The organism is Microbacterium sp. ProA8, from assembly GCF_039905635.1.
Taxonomy (GTDB): domain Bacteria; phylum Actinomycetota; class Actinomycetes; order Actinomycetales; family Microbacteriaceae; genus Microbacterium; species Microbacterium chionoecetis.
Map to the genome: position 1 here is coordinate 3,153,272 of NZ_CP157000.1, position 15,572 is coordinate 3,168,843.

The window sequence follows — 15,572 nt, forward strand, 5'->3', positions numbered from 1 at the left end:
GGCTGGTGCCCAGAGAGCAGCCAGGACGCAAGCCCCTCCCGCCTCGCTGCGCGATCTGCCTACGGTGAGGGATGCACCGACGAGACACGACGGTCGACGCGCAGCCCGCCGTGCCTGTCGTCGGACCCGTGGAACCTCCCGCCCTGCACGTCATGACCTTCAACATCCGGCGGCGGATAAGCGGCCACTCCTGGCGCCGGGCGGACCGCTGGCGGCATCGCGCGCCCGCGGTTCGGGCCCTGCTCGAGTCGGAGCAGCCGACGATCCTCGGCATGCAGGAGGTGATGCCGGATCAGGCCGCGGCCGTGCTCGGCGCGCTGGGCACCCGCTACCGGTTCGTCGGCCGGGGTCACGGCCCGCGCGGGGCCGGGGAGGGCTGCCCGGTCTTCTTCGACGCCGACCGCCTCGAACTCCTGGACTGGGAGCAGAGCGCGCTCTCGGATCACCCGCGCGCCGCCGGCTCCCGCTCGTGGGGCAACCTCATCCCCCGCATCGTGGTGACGGCTCGCTTCCTCGACCGCCGCACGGGAGTCGCGCTCACCGCGCTCAACACGCACCTCGATCCCTTCTCCCCGCGCTCGCGCGTGCGCGCGGTCGACGTGCTCCGGGCGATGGCAGGCCGGGGTCCCAGCATCCTGACCGGTGATCTGAACGCGGGTGAGACGTCCCGCACCCTGCGCGCGCTGCTCGACGACGGCGGACTGCAGGATGCCTGGACCGCCGCGGCTCGCCGGGTGACGGCATCCGTGGGCACGTTCGCCCACTACCGGCCGCCGCGTCCCGCGCGCCCGCGGATCGACTGGATCGTCGTCACACCGGACGTGCGGGTGGAGCGGGCCGCGATCAACACCTTCCGGCACCGCGGCGTGTGGCCGTCGGACCATCTTCCGGTCCAGGCCGTCGTGAGTGTCCCGGCGCGGCAGGACGCCGCGTGAAGGCGCGCTTCCTCAGGCCGCCGCAGGACGTGGCCGAGTGGGTGGCCGACGCGGTCCGCCTGCTCGGGCCGCTGAGCGTCGTCGCGGCCTTCGTCTGGTGGAGCCCATCGGACGCCGGGATCCTGGCGTTGACGCTGCTGGCGCTGGTCGTTCCCCGGTTCGTCGGCGTGCGCCCGGCATTCGACGTCGTCTTCTGCCTCACGGTGCTCGTCGCGGCCTGGAGCAACGTGCTCGGTTTCTACGAGACGGTGCCGGGATGGGACCTCGTCGTGCACTTCGTCTGCACGGGCGTGCTCGCCGCCACGGCCTACGTCGTGCTGGCGAGGCTGGCAGTCGTGCCGGCGCCCCTCGCACCGACGACCCGCCCCGTCACGCCGATCGTGGTGGTCACGAGTCTCGGCCTGTCGCTCAGCGCCGTCTGGGAGATGGCGGAATGGGCCGGCAAGACGCTCGTCGACCCCACGATCTTCGTGAGCTACCAGGACACGATCGGCGACATGGCGGCCGGCGGGCTGGGCGCGATCGTCGCCGGCCTGGTCGTCGCGGGGGTCAGGCTGGTGGAGCGGGAGCGAGCTCCACGAGCCTGACGTCGCGCAGCTCGCCGGCGTCGACCGTGGCCGTCATCATCGTGTGCGCGGGCTGGCGGCGGCGGTCGGTCGGCGACCCGGGGTTCAGCAGCCGCAGGCCGCCGGGCGCCACGGTGTCCCACGGGATGTGGCTGTGGCCGAACACCAGCACCTCCGTGTCGGGGAACGCCGCCGCCATCCGCGGCTCGCGTCGCTGCGACGGCCCCGTCTCGTGCACCACGGCGAACCGCACGCCCTCGATCGTGCGGCGTGCCACCTCCGGCAGGCGGGCGCGCAGATCCGGGCCGTCGTTGTTGCCCCACACGCCGAGCACCTCGCTGTGGCGAGCGAGTTCGTCGAGCACGGATGCCGAGACCCAGTCGCCCGCGTGGATCACCAGGTCGGCGGCGTCGGCGGCGTCGAGTACGGCATCGGGGAGACGCCGTGCACGCCCGGGGATGTGCGTGTCGGAGATCAGCAGGAGCCGTGTCGCCATGGACCGATTCTCGCGGGTCTGGAGAACTCGAAGCTCGCTCTCAGGTTCGCGGGACCAAAACCGGTGCGGCATCCGTTCTTCCTCTATGACGCCGCAGCCAGCGACGTCATCCGAGGAGGAATCGTGAGCAACGACTACCGCAAGACTCCCGAGGCGCTCAGCCGCCTCACCGACACCCAGTACCACGTCACGCAGGAGGACGGCACCGAGCCGCCCTTCCGCAACGAGTACTGGAACAACCACGAGCCCGGCATCTACGTCGACGTCGTCTCGGGCCAGCCGCTGTTCTCATCGACCGACAAGTACGACAGTGGAACCGGATGGCCGAGCTTCACCAAGCCGATCGAGCCGGACGCCGTCGAGACCAAGAAGGACTGGAAGCTGCTCCTGCCCCGCACCGAGGTGCGGTCGTCGGGCGCCGGCAGCCATCTCGGTCACGTCTTCCCCGACGGCCCACGGCAGGCGGGCGGCCTGAGATACTGCATGAACTCGGCCGCACTGCGCTTCGTGCCCGCCTCGTCGCTCGACGACGAGGGCTACGGCGCCTACCGACACCTCTTCACCGCCCAGAACCAGGAGCACACATCATGACCAGCGGTCCCTTCGACACCGGCGAGATCACCCGCACCCCCGGCACCGAGACGGCAGTCCTCGCCGGCGGCTGTTTCTGGGGCGTGGAGGACCTCATCCGCCGCCAGCCGGGCGTCCTCGACACCCGCGTCGGCTACACCGGCGGCGAGAACGCGCACGCGACGTACCGCAAGCACCCGGGTCACGCGGAGGCGGTGGAGATCGTCTTCGACCCCACGAAGACGACGTACCGCGACATCCTCGCGTTCTTCTTCCAGATCCACGACCCGTCGACGCTGAACCGCCAGGGCAACGACATCGGCTCGAGCTACCGCTCGGCGATCTTCCCGCTCTCCCCCGAGCAGGAGCAGGTCGCCCGCGAGACCATCGCCGACGTCGACGCGTCGGGGCTGTGGCCGGGCAACGCCGTCACCACGATCGAGCCCGCGGGCCCGTTCTGGGAGGCCGAGCCCGAGCACCAGGACTACCTGCTGCGCATCCCCAACGGCTACACGTGCCACTTCCCGCGTGCCGGCTGGGTGCTGCCCAAGCGCGCTGACGCCACCGCGTGACGACGGGCCTGGTCGGTGACCGGGCTCCGCAGGCACGAGACGACGACGGATGCCGCGACCCGACGGGTCGCGGCATCCGTGTATCTGAGCCTCCCGCCGTCTCCTCATGTCAGCATCGCCACCAGTACGCGGCGCAAGGAGATGAGCGATCGTGGCCGAAGCAGCGCAAGCGCCCCTGCGGACGGGATGGATCGGTGACACATCCTGGGCGACGTGGTCGGCGATCCAGCTGGCACGCATTCCGAACGCCGCCAGATCCCGAGCGGCCGAGCGTGAGCGCCGGGCCCTCCAGAAACCGCCGATCGGCCTGCTGCGCAGCGACGACGCCGACTTCCGTGCGGCGGCGCGCAAGGTCGCCGCATATGCGCCTCGACAGTTCGGCCGTCTGAACGAGGTGCTCCTGCGCGGGCAATTCGTGCTGCGCGGCGACGACATCGCGACGCTGGACGAGCTCGTGCGCGAAGCAGTGCGGATCGCGGCGCAGGGCTTCGCCCGCCCGGGATCACCGGCTGCCGACATCGCGGCGCTCGTGGCCCGACTCGATTACGCGGAGGACTTCCTGAAGCGCCGCGAGGGCGAGCTCGCGCGGCGCAGGTACGCGCGGGGCCTGCTGGGCGGCGTCATCCTGACCTTCCTCGTTCTCGGGCTGATCGGCGGCGGCGGTGCGGCCGTCATCACGCTCTGGCGAGGGGGGCCGATTCCCACGGAACAGGCCGATGCACTGCGGGACGTGCTGGTCGCCGTGGGGGCGGGCGCCGCCGGAGCCTGCGTCAGCGTGCTCCTGCGGATGCACAAGCTGGGCGATCTCCCGATCGAGGTCGCCGCCGGAGGCGCCGCGCGCTACCGCATCTTCCTCGGGTGGTTCTTCGCTGCCGCGGTCGTGTTCCTCCTCAAGAGCGGGATCCTGGCCGCGACGGTGTTCACCATCCCCGAGGGACGGGTCGAGAGCTGGTTCTTCTGGGGTTCCGTCGGATTCCTCGCGGGCTTCAACGAGCGGTGGGCGACCAACCTCATCTCCCGCAGTTCCCGCGACGGGTCGGAGGCGGCACCGCCGGCCGCAACCCCTCCGGTCGCGGGCTCGACCCCGGCGGCGGGCACCACCGGCGGGCGTGCGAAATAAGCCCCGCGGGAACGCAGATTCCTCGGCTCCGTCGATTCCGGTACCCACACGTCGGCACTGGACAGACGAGCGTGCTAACCTGGAACGCCCGATCGGGCTGTTTTGTCGACATCCTCTGCCATCAACGAGGAATGCAGAGCTTCCGACGTCCACCGCCGAGTGCGGCTTCACTCCCATCGATTTCCGTGCCCCTCTCCTCCTCGTGAAGGCGCACCTTCTGAAAGTTCCTTTGACCTCCGTCACTTCCACCGCAGCACCAGCACATCCCGTGCTCGCCTGGCACCAGGCCGACCCCGACGTCTTCGTCGCGACGGCCGCCGGCGAGTATGCCGGATTCGTCGCTGTCGGCTCCCACGGCTTCGAGGCACAGAGCGCCCTCGGGTCGCCGCTCGGCGTGCACTCCACGCACCCGCAGGCGTCCGCGGCGGTCGCCGCGTCGTTCGCCTCGCACACCGTCGCACCCGCGCATCATGCGCGCCACACACGTCCACTGCGCGCTCGCGCGAGTGGCACCCGCGGCCGTTCACACGGCCCACGAAAAAGAAGGAAAGACACGATGGCCACTGGCACCGTGAAATGGTTCAACTCGGAGAAGGGCTACGGCTTCATCGCTCCCGACGACGGTTCGGCCGACCTGTTCGCGCACTTCAGCGCGATCACCGGCGAGGGCTTCAAGGAGCTCCGCGAGGACCAGAAGGTCGAATTCGACGCCGAGCGTGGCCCCAAGGGCATGCAGGCAGCGAACATCCGGCCGCTTTGATCTGTCGTCAGCCGGGGCCGATCTCTTCGGCCCCGGCTGACTGCCGACAGTCATCCGGCCGCTCGACCGGCTACGCCGGTTCGACCGGCTGGCGCAGGATCGTCCGCAGGCGCTCCGCTGAGGTGCGCCGCGGATCCGCCAGATAGATCTCGTGGTGCAGCCCCCGCATGCGCAGGCCCGCATCGGGGATGAATCGGCGGTGCATCTCGTCGAGCACCGGGGCCTCGTCGTCGTACGAGCCGACGTGAAGCGTCTGGACGCACGTCCCCTCGCTCAGCTCCGCCATGCGCAGCTGTTCCAGAGCCGGTGACGCAGCCTTCGCGGCCGCCGCCTCCCGCGCCCGCTCGAAGTGCGACATCTCGATCCACTCGGGGACGAGGCTCATCATCGTCCAGCTCCAGCGCGACTTGTCGCGCGCCGTCGTGAACGTGGTCATGTCTTCCGACCACCAGAGCCCCTCGAGCGGCATCACGACGTAGTCCTGACCGAGCTCGACCTTGCTCAGGAATTTCAGCTTGTACGCGACGGTGAACACCGCTCCGACCGCGGAGCCGTACTCCTCCGAGGTGTTCGGGTCTCCATGGCCGTCGATCATGACGTACCGCATCGGCGGCACGTCCATGATCTCGAACGCCCCGCGCGGTGCCGTGTAGGCGCTGATCGACTTCTTCAGGTCGACCTTCGTCACGCCGGACCGACCTGCGCGGACCCGCCGCTCGAGGACTCCGACTTGCGTCCGCCCGCTTCGAGCACATCGCCCGCCGGCAGTTCCTGATGCCCGCCGAACTGCAGCCGCATGGCCGACAGCACCTGATTGGCGAACTGGTCCTCGTCCCTCGAGGCGAAGCGTTCGAACAGGGATGCCGCGAGCACCGGAGCCGGCACCCCGGTGTCGACGGCGGCCTTGACCGTCCAGCGGCCTTCACCGGAGTCCGAGACCCGCCCCGCAAGGCCCTCGAGCGTCGGATTGCCCTGGAGCGCCGCCGCGGTCAGGTCGAGCAGCCACGACGAGATCACCGATCCCCGCCGCCACAGCTCGGCGACCTTCGGGGTGTCGATCGTGAACTGATAGAACTCCGGCTCCTCCAGCGGGGCGACCTCTGCCGAGTGCTCGGCCTCCTGCACCCCGGCATCCGCGTGCTCGAGGATGTTCAGTCCTTCGGCGAGCGCCGCCATCACGCCGTACTCGATGCCGTTATGGACCATCTTGACGAAGTGGCCGGCGCCGGACGGCCCGCAGTGGAGGTAGCCCAGCTCTTCGGGGGCGAAGTCTCCGGTGCGGCCGGGTGTGCGGCCCGCCTCGCCGCTGCCGGGCGCGATGGTCCGGAGGATCGGCTCGATGCGCTGGAACGCCTCGTCGGGACCGCCCACCATGAGGCAGTACCCCCGCTCCAGCCCGAAGACGCCGCCGCTCGTGCCGACGTCGACGTAGTGGACGCCGGTGCCCTTCAGCGCCGCCGCGCGCCGCACGTCGTCGCGGTAGTTCGAGTTGCCGCCGTCGATGATGATGTCGCCGGGCTCGAGCAGCGCGGAGACCTCGTCGACGACCTTCCCGGTCAGCCCTGCGGGGATCATCAGCCAGATCGCACGCGGCGCCTCGAGCTGCGCCACCAGTTCCGCCAGGCTTCCCGAGCCCACGGCGCCCTCCGCCACCAGGCCCGTGACGACATCCGCGCTCACGTCGTACACGACGCATTCGTGGCCGTCTCGCATCAGACGCCGGACGATGTTGCCGCCCATCCGGCCGAGGCCCACCATTCCCAGCTGCATCGCCGCTCCTCCACTCGTCCGTCGAGCCGAGGCTCGACCATCCGTTCTCGCAGTCTAGAGAGCAGCGGCGGTGCACCGGCCGATGCCTGCGACCATCGCCGGCTCGGACCGATGCCGCCGCCGCGGTCCCGCGCCATCCTCGGCGGATCTCGACCTGCGCCCGCCGCTCGCGCGGGACACCGTCACGGGGTCGGCGATCCGCCGGTCACCGCGAGCGTCTCACCGGCGACATAGCTGGATTCCGCGGACGCGAGGAACACGTACGCCGGCGCGAGCTCGGCGGGCTGGCCCGCGCGACCCAGCGGCGTCTGCTCGCCGAAGCTCTCGATCTTCTCCTGCGGCTGTCCCTCGGTCACCTGCAGCGGAGTCCAGATGGGGCCGGGCGCGACCGCGTTCACGCGGATCCCCTTCGGGGCGAGCTGCTGCGCCAGCGCCTTGGTGAACGCGTTGATCGTCGCCTTCGTCGAGGCGTAGTCGACGAGGATCTCCGACGGCTTGTAGGCCTGGATGGAGGTCGTGTTGATGATCGTCGAGCCGGGCTTCAGGTGCGGAAGAGCCGCCTTCGTGATCCAGAACATCGCGTAGACGTTGGTCTTGAAGGTGTCGTCGAACTGGTCGTCGTCGAGCGTCGCCAGATCTTCGTTGAAGACCTGCTTGCCGCCGTTGTTCACCAGGATGTCGAGTCCGCCGAGCCCGTCGACGGCGCGCGCGACGAGGTCGCGGCAGTAGCCGGGGTCGCGCAGGTCGCCCGGCAGCGTGAGTGCCGTGACGCCGGCGTCCTGGATGAGCCCGGCGATGCGCTGGGCGTCCTTCTCCTCCTCCGGGAGGTACGACATCGCCACGTCGGCGCCCTCGCGAGCGAAGGCGATGGCCGTCGCGGCGCCGATGCCCGAGTCGGCACCGGTGATGAGCGCCTTGCGGCCGGCGAGGCGCTCGGAGCCGCGATAGGTCTCCTCGCCGAGATCGGCCTTCGGCTCCAGCTCGGCGTCGAGGCCCGGTTCCGGCTGATGCTGCTTCTTCGGATCGAAGGCGGCGTACATCTCAGCGGGGTTGGTGAACGTGTACTGGTCTCGTGTGTCGGTAGCCATGCCGTCACGCTAAGCAGAAGGCCGTGTCCACGCTCCGGGGTTGCGCGCTCGCGGCAGACCGGTTACACCCGGCTCGCCGTCGCCGACCGGACACGGCCGCAGTGCTCAGCCCTGCGGCCCCTGGCGGCCGGAGAAGCCCGCGAACAGGGCGTGCAGGAGCGGAAGCAGTGACGCGATCATCAGCACCGTGCCGACCGTGAGATCTTCGGCACGCAGCACCGCTCCGCTGATCAGCAGGCCGGCGAACAGCACGGCCGAGACGACGCGGCGGCCCATCCGCTCGAGACGCCTCAGCCAGCGGTCGAGCTTCGGCACGTCGGCGACGAGCCGGCCATCCTCGATCCGCGTCACCATGTCGTCGAGCCGCCGCGGCAGCCGAGCGACGACGCCCGCCATCGACGCCGCCTCCTGCACGACGGCTCTGCCCATGTTGCCCCGCTCGTCCTTCAGCAGGCGATCGGCATACGGCTCCACGGCATCCCAGACGTTGAATGCCGGGTCGAGCGAGCTGCACATCCCGCTCGTGAGGGAGACCGCCCGGATGATCAGCAGGAAGTTCTCGGGAAGCTGGAACGGCAGCGACCGCACGACGTCGCCGAATTCCTTCGCGAAATCGCGGAACTCCCGCGGGTCGACCTGCTGCAGCTCCGCGAAACCCATGCCGCCGAAGCGCGCGAACAGCGTGGTCATCGCGCGCTCGAGCTCGATGGTGTCGGCGGACGGGAGCAGCACGCCGACCGCCCGGATGCTGTCGATCATCTGCCGGCTGTTGCGCGAGGCCACCGCGATCATGAGCCGCTGCAGGCTGTGCCGCAGCGTGTCGGGCACCTCGCCCATCATCCCGAAGTCGATGAAGGTGAGGGTCCACGGATGCCGGGGGTCGCCGGCTGCGCGCGTCACCGGGGTCACGAAGATGTTGCCCGGGTGCGGGTCGGCGTGGAAGAAGCCCCGGAGGAACAGCTGATCGAACATCACGTTGGCGAACTCGACCGCGACGGCGGCCGGGTCGATCCCCGCCGCCCGCAGGCCCTCGATGTCGTTGATCTTGATCGCGGTGACGTCCTGCAGCGTCAGCACGCGGCGGGTGGTGCGCTCCCAGGCGATCTCAGGGGCCTCGACGCGCGGGTCGCCGGCGACGTCGGCGGCGAACCGCTCCGCGTTCTGGGCTTCGTGGAGGTAGTCGATCTCCTCGCGGCTGGTGTGTGCGAACTCCTCCACGAGCTGCGGCAGGTCGACGTGGTCGCGCACGACCTTCACCCGGCTGAGCCAGCCGGCCACGCGCCGGAGCGCGGCGAGGTCGACGTCGACGATCGCCTCGATGCCGGGCCGCTGCACCTTGACGACGACGTCCGCGAACCCGGTCTCGGCGGCGTCGGCCGGTGTCAATCGCGCGCGGTGCGCCTGGCCGAGGGATGCCGCGGCCACCGGTGTCTCATCGACCCACTCGAACGCGCGGCTCAGCGGCACGCCGAGCTCCGCCTCGGCGAGCTCCCGGATGGCCGGGAAGGCGACCGGGGGAACCTCGTCCTGCAGGCCCTCGAGCTCCTTCGTGATCTCGGGGGGCAGCACGTCGAGACGGGACGACAGGAACTGGCCCACTTTGATCATGAGCCCGCCGTACTGGACCGCCAGCACGTGGAAGCGGCGCGCGATCGTGCGCAGCCTGCGGGTGCGGCCGCGGGCGGCGAGTGCTCCGAACCCGAACCGGGGCAGGAACAGTTCGTACCACCACGCCTGGACCATGTAGCGCCCGGCGAACCGCAGGATCCGGCGGTAGCGGGCGCGCGGGTTCCCGACGTCGGCCATCGAAGCTCCTAGGCGGTGCGGATCAGGTCAGCAGTGGTGCCGCGATCCCGGCCGCCCGGAATCCCGTGCGCCGGTGGGCGCACGGGTCGTGGTGCTGTGCCGGCACCCGGCCGGCCCGTCAGTCCTGAGCGAGGATCGAGTAGAGCTTACGCCGCGCCTCGTCCAGCACTTCGACCGCCTGCGCCACCTGTTCGGGCGTGCCCCCGCGTCCGACCTGAGCGGCCGCCTGTGCGAGCTTGGCGCCCGCCTTGGGCAGGGCGCTGGTGCGCCCCGTGTCGCGGGAGCCGAAGGACTCCCACGGCGCGGACTGTCCGTCGGCGGCCGCAGCCTCGGCGCGTCCCGCCTCGGTGAGCGAGTACGTCTTCTTGCCGTTCGCCTCCTCCGCGGCCACGAGGCCTTCGTCGGCGAGGAGCTGCAGGGTCGGGTACACCGATCCCGGGCTGGGCTTCCAGGCGCCGTCGCTGCGCGCCTCGATCTCCTGGATGATCTGGTAGCCGTGCATGGGCTTCTCGGCGAGGATCGCGAGCACCGCGGCCCGCACGTCGCCGCGCCCGACGCGCGGCGAGAAACCGCGCTCGAAGGCATCCTTCAACTGGTCCATGGCATCCCACAGACTGCCGGGCAGACCGGATCCCTGACCACTGGGACGGGAACCGAATCCGGGGAACGAACCGCTCATGACGACCTCCTGAACGAGTGTGTGCCGATATGCCGACGATACCTAGCGATATATCGCTCGACAAGGGATCGGGCTGGGTGTTCCCTGTGCAGATCGCGATGACGGATGCCTCAGCGGGGACGGCGCCGAGCGTCACCACCCCATGGAGCCGGGTTCCCCCTTGAACGGCCCGACGATCTCCGGGGTGATCCACCCGCCGTAGAACCGGCCGGGCTGCGGCAGCACCTCGACGCCGTCGATCGCGCACATGTCCATCTCGCGGGGGTAGACGGCCACCCGGCCCTCGAGGGACGCGAACCCCTCGGCGGGGCTCGGATACGTCCACGCCGCGCGCGGCCGCAGCTGACCCCCGCCGCGCACGTCGAAGTACCGGGCGCCGCCCTTGAACTCGCAGTGCGACGATCCCTCGCCCGGCGTCAGTGCGCCGGCGGCGAACGCGGAGATCGGCAGGTAGTAGACCGGCGGATGACTCGTCTCGAGCACGCGGACGACATCGTCCGTATCGACGATCACCTCACCGCCGAGGCGGATCACGGCACGTCGGGCGACGTGTTCGACGCGCGGCGGACGCGGGTAGTCCCAGACGGACTCCTGGCCAGGGCCGACCGGCGATGGCTCGGGCCTCATGTGCCACCTCCTGAGGGAGCAGCGGTTGGAGGGCAAGGCTACCCCGGCGCGACCGCCACTCACCTGTGGGTGACCCTGTCAAGGCCTCGCCGAGGACGCCGCGGGTTCCGTAGCGTGCCCCACGACGCGAAAGGAATCGACATGCTCCGCGCACTCGCACTGAACTGCACCCTCAAGACCTCGCCGGATGCCTCGAGCGGCGAACTGCTCGCCCAGCAGGTCCTCGACGCCCTCGCCGACCACGACGTCGCCGGCGAGCAGATCCGGGTGGTCGACTTCGACGTGCGGCCGGGGGTGGAAGCCGACATGGGCGACGGAGACCAGTGGCCGGGGATCCGCGAGAAGGTGCTGGCCAGCGACATCCTGGTGTTCGCCACGCCCACCTGGATGGGACACCTGTCCAGCGTCGCCCAGCGCGTGCTCGAGCGCCTCGACGCCGAGCTGTCCGAGACGGATGACGAGGGGCGCGCGATCCTCGCGGGCAAGGTCGCGGTGACGGTCGTCGTCGGCAACGAGGACGGCGCGCACGCCATCACGGCCGACCTCTACCAGGCTCTCGGCGACGTCGGCTTCACGATCCCCTCGCAGGGCGGGGTCTACTGGAACGGCGAGGCGATGCAGACCACCGACTACAAGGACCTGCCCGAGACTCCGGAGAAGGTCGCGTCGACGACGAAGACCCTCGCCCGCAACGCCGCCCATCTCGCGGGGCTCCTGAAGGAGCGCCCGTACCCCGCGCCGCCGCAGTGATCGCGGGCGCCGCCGCCCGGGGTCGGCGCGTTCAGCGCCCGAACTCCTCGAGCCAGCGCAGCCACACCTCGCTGATCGTCGGATACGACGGCACCGCATGCCACAGGCGCTCGATGGGCACCTCGCCCACGACGGCGATCGTCGCCGCGTGGAGCATCTCGCCGACGTCCTGGCCGACGAAGGTCGCCCCGACGAGGACGCGCCGCTCCTCATCGACGATCGCGCGGGCCCGCCCGCGGTAGTCGTCGGCCAGTTCGCTCGAACCCGCGAGCCACGAGAGGTCATAGTCGATGACGCGGATGTCGAGCCCTGCGGCGCGTGCGGACTTCTCGGTATGCCCGACCGACGCCACTTCGGGATCGGTGAAGATCACCTGCGGCACCGCGGAGTGATCTGCCGTCGCGACGTGGGCGCCCCAGGGAGCATCGTCGACCTCCGCCGCCTGCGCACGCGCGGCGATGACATCGCCGGCGGCACGCCCCTGGTACTTGCCCTGGTGCGTGAGCAGGGCGCGGTGGTTGACGTCGCCCACCGCGTAGAGCCAGTCCACGCCGCGCACGCGCAGGGTGTCGTCGACGTCGAGCCACGAACCGGGCTCGAGCCCGGCGGTCTCGAGACCGATGTCGGCGGTGCGGGGCACACGACCTGTGGCGACCAGCACCTCGGCCGCGCGCACCTCCGAGCCGTCCGACAGCGACAGCACGACATCGCCGTCACCGTCGCGCGACGCGCGCTCGACCTCGACGCCGGTGCGGACGACGGCTCCGGCATCCGTCAGCGCCTTCGCGACCGCCTCACCCGCGAAGGGCTCGACGCCGCCCAGCAGGCCGGACCGCGCGATGACCGTCACAGTGGCGCCGAACGAGGTGAAGAGCGTCGCCATCTCGCTGCCGACGACACCGCCGCCCAGCACCACGAGGGATGCCGGCACGTCTTGCACGCCGGTGGCCTCGCGACTCGTCCACGGCTGCACGTCGCGCAGGCCGGGGATGTCGGGGAGCAGTGCCGCCGAACCGGTGGACACGGCGACCGCGTGGCGGGCGACCAGCACCGTCTCGACGCCGTCCGCGTCGGTCACGGTGACCTCGCGCTCCCCGGTGAGCCGCCCGTGCCCGCGGACGAGATCGATGCCCGCCCCGTGCAGCCAGTCGACCTGGGAGGTGTCGTCCCAGTGATGCACGAGCTCATCGCGGCGGTGCAGGGTCGCCGCCACGTCGATCGTGCCGGTCACGGCCTGCGCGGCTCCGCCGACCGCCCGCGCGGCCCGCAGCGCCGCACCTGGACGCAGCAGCGCCTTCGAGGGGATGCACGCCCAGTACGAGCACTCGCCGCCCACGAGCTCGCTCTCGACGACGACGACCGACAGCCCGCCCTGCGTCGCCCGGTCGGCGACGTTCTCGCCGACGGGGCCGGCACCGATCACGATGAGGTCGTACTCGCGCGAAGTCATGCGCCCCAACGTAGCCGCGTCCCGCGACACAGGCGAGACGGATGCCGCCGCGCGGCGTGGCCGGCGAGCATAGCGCAGATCACGGCATCCGTCGCGTCCGCCATGATGTCGCCGGCCTGTGGTTATGTGGGAACCCCGGCCGAAAGGGCAGCATGGCGATCGAATTCCGCGGGGTCTCGAAGCGGTACCCGGATGGCACCGTCGCCGTCAACGACTTCAGCGTGCTCATCCCCGCGCACAAGACCACGGTGCTCGTCGGCTCGTCGGGCAGTGGCAAGACGACGCTGCTGCGGATGATCAACCGGCTCGTCGAGCCGAGTGCGGGCGTCATCACCATCGACGACGAGCCCATCTCGGGTCGCGATCCGGTCGCCCTGCGCCGAGGCATCGGCTACGTCCTGCAGAACGCCGGCCTCCTCCCCCACTTCTCGGTCGTCGACAACATCGCGACGGTTCCCGTGCTCAGCGGCGTCCCCCGTGCGAAGGCGCGCGAGCGCGCTCTCGAGCTGATGGATGTCGTCGGCCTCGAGCGCGGACTGGCCAAGCGGTATCCGAGCCAGCTGTCGGGCGGGCAGCAGCAGCGCGTGGGAGTCGCACGAGCCCTCGCCGTCGACCCCAACATCCTGTTGATGGACGAGCCGTTCGGCGCCGTCGACCCGATCGTCCGCAGAGAGCTGCAGACCGAGACCCTGCGCCTGCAGGGCGAGCTCGACAAGACCATCGTCTTCGTGACCCACGACATCGACGAGGCGTTCCTGCTCGGCGACCAGGTCGTGATCCTCGAGAAGGGCGCGCGCATCGCGCAGATCGGCACCCCGAGCGAGATCATCGAGAACCCGGCGAGCGACTTCGTCGCCGACTTCATCGGCGTCGAGCGGGGCGCGCGTGCCCTGCGGGCCAAGCAGACGGCGCACGGCACGGTGCTCGTCGACACCGCGGGGCGCACGCAGGGCGTGCTCGTGGAGGACGAGCCGTGAACTGGGTGCTCGACAACCTCGATCTGATCGGGGCACTGACCGTCGACCACCTGCGCCAGAGCGCGGTCGCGATCCTCGCCGGATTCGTGCTGTCCATCCCACTGGGGTGGCTGGCGTTCCGGTACACCAGACTGCGAGGCACCGTGCTGACGGTGATCGGGCTCCTCTATACGATTCCGTCGTTCGCACTGTTCGCACTGCTGACGCTGTTCGGCGTGCCGTACCTGTCCGAGCTGAACCTCATCATCGCGCTCACGATCTACGCCGTCGCCATCATGACCCGTTCGGTGACCGAGGGGCTCGCCTCCGTCGACCCGGTGACGCGCTCCGCCGCGGTGGCGGTCGGCTTCGGCGCATGGCGACGGTTCTGGACGGTCGACTTCCCACTCTCGGGCCCGGTCGTGCTCGCGGGCCTGCGGGTGACCGCGATGTCGACCATCTCGCTCGCGACCGTCGGCGCCCTGATCGGCGTGGAGAATCTGGGCTATCTCTTCACCAACGGGTCGCAGCGTCGCATCATCGCCGAAGTCCTCGCCGGCGTCGTCGCAGTCGTGGTCATCGCCGTGGTCATCGACGGGCTGCTCATCCTGGCGGGGCGCGCGCTCATGCCTTGGACGCGGCGCATCTCGCCGCCCAAGCAGGCCCGCCTCCGGGTGGTGACGGCATGAACCTGCTGGCCGAGGCGCTCGCCTGGATCTTCGCGCCCGCCCGGCTGACCGGCTCGCTGCCGCTGCCGACGGCCATCGCCCAGCACCTCGCCTTCACCTTCGGCTCCGTGGCGATCGCCGCGGTGATCGCGATCCCGATCGGATGGCTCATCGGGCACACCGGCCGAGGGCGCGAGCTCGCGGTCTTCCTGTCCGGCGCCGCCCGCGCCCTCCCGGCCCTCGGACTGGTCGTGCTGCTGAGCCTGCTGCTGGGCGTGGCGTTCAAGACCGAGGCGGCCGTGGCCACCTTCGTGGTGCTCGCGATCCCCTCGATCCTCGCCGGCGCGTACGCGGGCATCGAGGCGATCGACCGGACCGTGATCGACGCCGGTCGCGCAATGGGAATGACCCAGTGGCAGATCCTGTTCCGGATCGAGATGCCACTAGGACTCTCGCTCCTCATCGGCGGGCTGCGCTCCGCGACGCTGCAGGTGGTCGCCACCGTCACCATCGGCGCCTACATCGGCGTGGGCGGGCTCGGCTACTACATCCTGCAGGGCATCGCGCTGCGCGACTTCGCCGAGATCCTCGGCGCGTCGATCGTGGTCGTCGCGCTGGCCCTGGTGCTCGACGGGCTCTTCGCCCTGCTCGCCCGCGTCGCCGTGCCTCGTACGGACGGCGCCCGTAAACCCTCTCAGGGCGACGTCCCCGCGCTCGCCCGCGCCCCGCAGTTCTCCCGCTGATCCCACCACACCGGAG

Annotated in this window: 18 protein-coding genes; 10 read left to right on the plus strand and 8 right to left on the minus strand. The window is 70.5% G+C overall.

All coding sequences use genetic code 11. The annotated features are described in order from the left end of the window. Positions 1–71: 71 nt before the first annotated feature. Together ABG085_RS14195 and ABG085_RS14200 are read left to right on the plus strand one after the other, a co-directional pair. Positions 72–935 carry an endonuclease/exonuclease/phosphatase family protein gene (locus ABG085_RS14195; RefSeq protein WP_347976369.1) on the plus strand — a complete coding sequence of 288 codons (864 nt, stop codon included), beginning with the start codon at positions 72–74 and terminating at the stop codon, positions 933–935. Continuing rightward, positions 932–1,522, plus strand: a complete 591-nt coding sequence (locus tag ABG085_RS14200) for a hypothetical protein (protein ID WP_347976370.1) — start codon at positions 932–934, stop codon at positions 1,520–1,522. The genes ABG085_RS14195 and ABG085_RS14200 overlap by 4 nt, the downstream gene beginning before the upstream one ends. Here the strand turns inward: ABG085_RS14200 and ABG085_RS14205 are convergent. Continuing rightward, positions 1,485–1,997, minus strand: a complete 513-nt coding sequence (locus tag ABG085_RS14205) for a metallophosphoesterase family protein (RefSeq protein ID WP_347976371.1) — start codon at positions 1,995–1,997, stop codon at positions 1,485–1,487. The genes ABG085_RS14200 and ABG085_RS14205 overlap by 38 nt on opposite strands. Positions 1,998–2,120: 123 nt before the next feature. On the opposite strand from ABG085_RS14205, the gene msrB reads away from it, so the two are divergent. The 4 genes from msrB to ABG085_RS14225 all read left to right on the plus strand — a co-directional run bounded on the left by msrB (position 2,121) and on the right by ABG085_RS14225 (position 5,019). After that, positions 2,121–2,588: a peptide-methionine (R)-S-oxide reductase MsrB gene (gene msrB / locus ABG085_RS14210; RefSeq protein WP_347976372.1), complete on the plus strand. Its 468-nt coding sequence runs from the start codon at positions 2,121–2,123 to the stop codon at positions 2,586–2,588. Next, positions 2,585–3,139: a peptide-methionine (S)-S-oxide reductase MsrA gene (msrA, locus tag ABG085_RS14215; protein WP_347976373.1), complete on the plus strand. Its 555-nt coding sequence runs from the start codon at positions 2,585–2,587 to the stop codon at positions 3,137–3,139. The genes msrB and msrA overlap by 4 nt, the downstream gene beginning before the upstream one ends. 151 nt (positions 3,140–3,290) lie before the next feature. Further along, positions 3,291–4,259 (plus strand): hypothetical protein, encoded by a 969-nt coding sequence (locus tag ABG085_RS14220; RefSeq protein WP_347976374.1) that lies wholly within the window; start codon positions 3,291–3,293, stop codon positions 4,257–4,259. A gap of 556 nt (positions 4,260–4,815) precedes the next feature. After that, positions 4,816–5,019, plus strand: coding sequence for a cold-shock protein (locus ABG085_RS14225; RefSeq protein ID WP_026059428.1), 204 nt, complete (start codon positions 4,816–4,818; stop codon positions 5,017–5,019). Between the two features lie 70 nt (positions 5,020–5,089). Here ABG085_RS14225 and ABG085_RS14230 read toward each other — a convergent pair whose 3' ends face one another. The 6 genes from ABG085_RS14230 to ABG085_RS14255 all read right to left on the minus strand — a co-directional run bounded on the left by ABG085_RS14230 (position 5,090) and on the right by ABG085_RS14255 (position 10,989). Beyond that, entirely contained in the window at positions 5,090–5,707 is a 618-nt protein-coding gene (locus ABG085_RS14230; RefSeq protein WP_347976375.1) for a GyrI-like domain-containing protein, read from the minus strand. Next, a complete protein-coding gene (gene gnd, locus ABG085_RS14235; RefSeq protein ID WP_347976377.1) occupies positions 5,704–6,789 on the minus strand; it encodes a phosphogluconate dehydrogenase (NAD(+)-dependent, decarboxylating) in 1,086 nt (361 codons plus the stop codon). The genes ABG085_RS14230 and gnd overlap by 4 nt, the downstream gene beginning before the upstream one ends. A gap of 182 nt (positions 6,790–6,971) precedes the next feature. Then, the gene (locus ABG085_RS14240; protein WP_347979208.1) at positions 6,972–7,829 is read right to left on the minus strand and encodes an SDR family oxidoreductase; all 858 of its coding nucleotides are present in this window, start codon (positions 7,827–7,829) and stop codon (positions 6,972–6,974) included. 153 nt (positions 7,830–7,982) lie between these two features. Next, the gene (locus tag ABG085_RS14245) at positions 7,983–9,683 is read right to left on the minus strand and encodes an AarF/UbiB family protein (protein ID WP_347976378.1); all 1,701 of its coding nucleotides are present in this window, start codon (positions 9,681–9,683) and stop codon (positions 7,983–7,985) included. Between the two features lie 118 nt (positions 9,684–9,801). Beyond that, positions 9,802–10,362, minus strand: coding sequence for a PadR family transcriptional regulator (locus ABG085_RS14250; RefSeq protein WP_163619164.1), 561 nt, complete (start codon positions 10,360–10,362; stop codon positions 9,802–9,804). Positions 10,363–10,494: 132 nt separating this feature from the next. Then, the gene (locus tag ABG085_RS14255) at positions 10,495–10,989 is read right to left on the minus strand and encodes a DUF427 domain-containing protein (protein ID WP_347976379.1); all 495 of its coding nucleotides are present in this window, start codon (positions 10,987–10,989) and stop codon (positions 10,495–10,497) included. Between the two features lie 141 nt (positions 10,990–11,130). Between ABG085_RS14255 and ABG085_RS14260 the strand changes: the two genes are divergently transcribed. Continuing rightward, entirely contained in the window at positions 11,131–11,739 is a 609-nt protein-coding gene (locus tag ABG085_RS14260) for an NAD(P)H-dependent oxidoreductase (protein WP_347976380.1), read from the plus strand. Positions 11,740–11,770: 31 nt separating this feature from the next. Here ABG085_RS14260 and ABG085_RS14265 read toward each other — a convergent pair whose 3' ends face one another. Continuing rightward, positions 11,771–13,189 carry an NAD(P)/FAD-dependent oxidoreductase gene (locus ABG085_RS14265; protein ID WP_347976381.1) on the minus strand — a complete coding sequence of 473 codons (1,419 nt, stop codon included), beginning with the start codon at positions 13,187–13,189 and terminating at the stop codon, positions 11,771–11,773. Positions 13,190–13,341: 152 nt separating this feature from the next. Here ABG085_RS14265 and ABG085_RS14270 point away from each other — a divergent pair, with 152 nt between their 5' ends. Genes ABG085_RS14270 through ABG085_RS14280 form a run of 3 tightly spaced genes read left to right on the plus strand, consistent with a single transcriptional unit; the run spans position 13,342 to position 15,556 of the window. Continuing rightward, entirely contained in the window at positions 13,342–14,166 is an 825-nt protein-coding gene (locus ABG085_RS14270; RefSeq protein WP_347976382.1) for an ATP-binding cassette domain-containing protein, read from the plus strand. Then, entirely contained in the window at positions 14,163–14,834 is a 672-nt protein-coding gene (locus ABG085_RS14275) for an ABC transporter permease (RefSeq protein WP_347976383.1), read from the plus strand. Before ABG085_RS14270 ends, ABG085_RS14275 begins: the two co-directional genes overlap by 4 nt. Continuing rightward, positions 14,831–15,556 carry an ABC transporter permease subunit gene (locus tag ABG085_RS14280; RefSeq protein ID WP_347976384.1) on the plus strand — a complete coding sequence of 242 codons (726 nt, stop codon included), beginning with the start codon at positions 14,831–14,833 and terminating at the stop codon, positions 15,554–15,556. Before ABG085_RS14275 ends, ABG085_RS14280 begins: the two co-directional genes overlap by 4 nt. The last annotated feature ends 16 nt before the right edge of the window (positions 15,557–15,572 follow it).

What these genes read in the sequence shown, in the direction of transcription:
- ABG085_RS14280 (WP_347976384.1), top strand. Translation starts at nt 14,831, where the DNA reads ATGAACCTGCTGGCCGAGGCGCTCGCCTGGATCTTCGCGCCCGCCCGG.
- ABG085_RS14265 (WP_347976381.1), bottom strand. Translation starts at nt 13,189, where the DNA reads ATGACTTCGCGCGAGTACGACCTCATCGTGATCGGTGCCGGCCCCGTC.
- gnd (WP_347976377.1), bottom strand. Translation starts at nt 6,789, where the DNA reads ATGCAGCTGGGAATGGTGGGCCTCGGCCGGATGGGCGGCAACATCGTC.
- msrA (WP_347976373.1), top strand. Translation starts at nt 2,585, where the DNA reads ATGACCAGCGGTCCCTTCGACACCGGCGAGATCACCCGCACCCCCGGC.
- ABG085_RS14225 (WP_026059428.1), top strand. Translation starts at nt 4,816, where the DNA reads ATGGCCACTGGCACCGTGAAATGGTTCAACTCGGAGAAGGGCTACGGC.
- ABG085_RS14255 (WP_347976379.1), bottom strand. Translation starts at nt 10,989, where the DNA reads ATGAGGCCCGAGCCATCGCCGGTCGGCCCTGGCCAGGAGTCCGTCTGG.
- ABG085_RS14270 (WP_347976382.1), top strand. Translation starts at nt 13,342, where the DNA reads ATGGCGATCGAATTCCGCGGGGTCTCGAAGCGGTACCCGGATGGCACC.
- ABG085_RS14205 (WP_347976371.1), bottom strand. Translation starts at nt 1,997, where the DNA reads ATGGCGACACGGCTCCTGCTGATCTCCGACACGCACATCCCCGGGCGT.
- ABG085_RS14240 (WP_347979208.1), bottom strand. Translation starts at nt 7,829, where the DNA reads ATGTACGCCGCCTTCGATCCGAAGAAGCAGCATCAGCCGGAACCGGGC.
- ABG085_RS14250 (WP_163619164.1), bottom strand. Translation starts at nt 10,362, where the DNA reads ATGAGCGGTTCGTTCCCCGGATTCGGTTCCCGTCCCAGTGGTCAGGGA.
- ABG085_RS14245 (WP_347976378.1), bottom strand. Translation starts at nt 9,683, where the DNA reads ATGGCCGACGTCGGGAACCCGCGCGCCCGCTACCGCCGGATCCTGCGG.
- ABG085_RS14195 (WP_347976369.1), top strand. Translation starts at nt 72, where the DNA reads ATGCACCGACGAGACACGACGGTCGACGCGCAGCCCGCCGTGCCTGTC.
- ABG085_RS14260 (WP_347976380.1), top strand. Translation starts at nt 11,131, where the DNA reads ATGCTCCGCGCACTCGCACTGAACTGCACCCTCAAGACCTCGCCGGAT.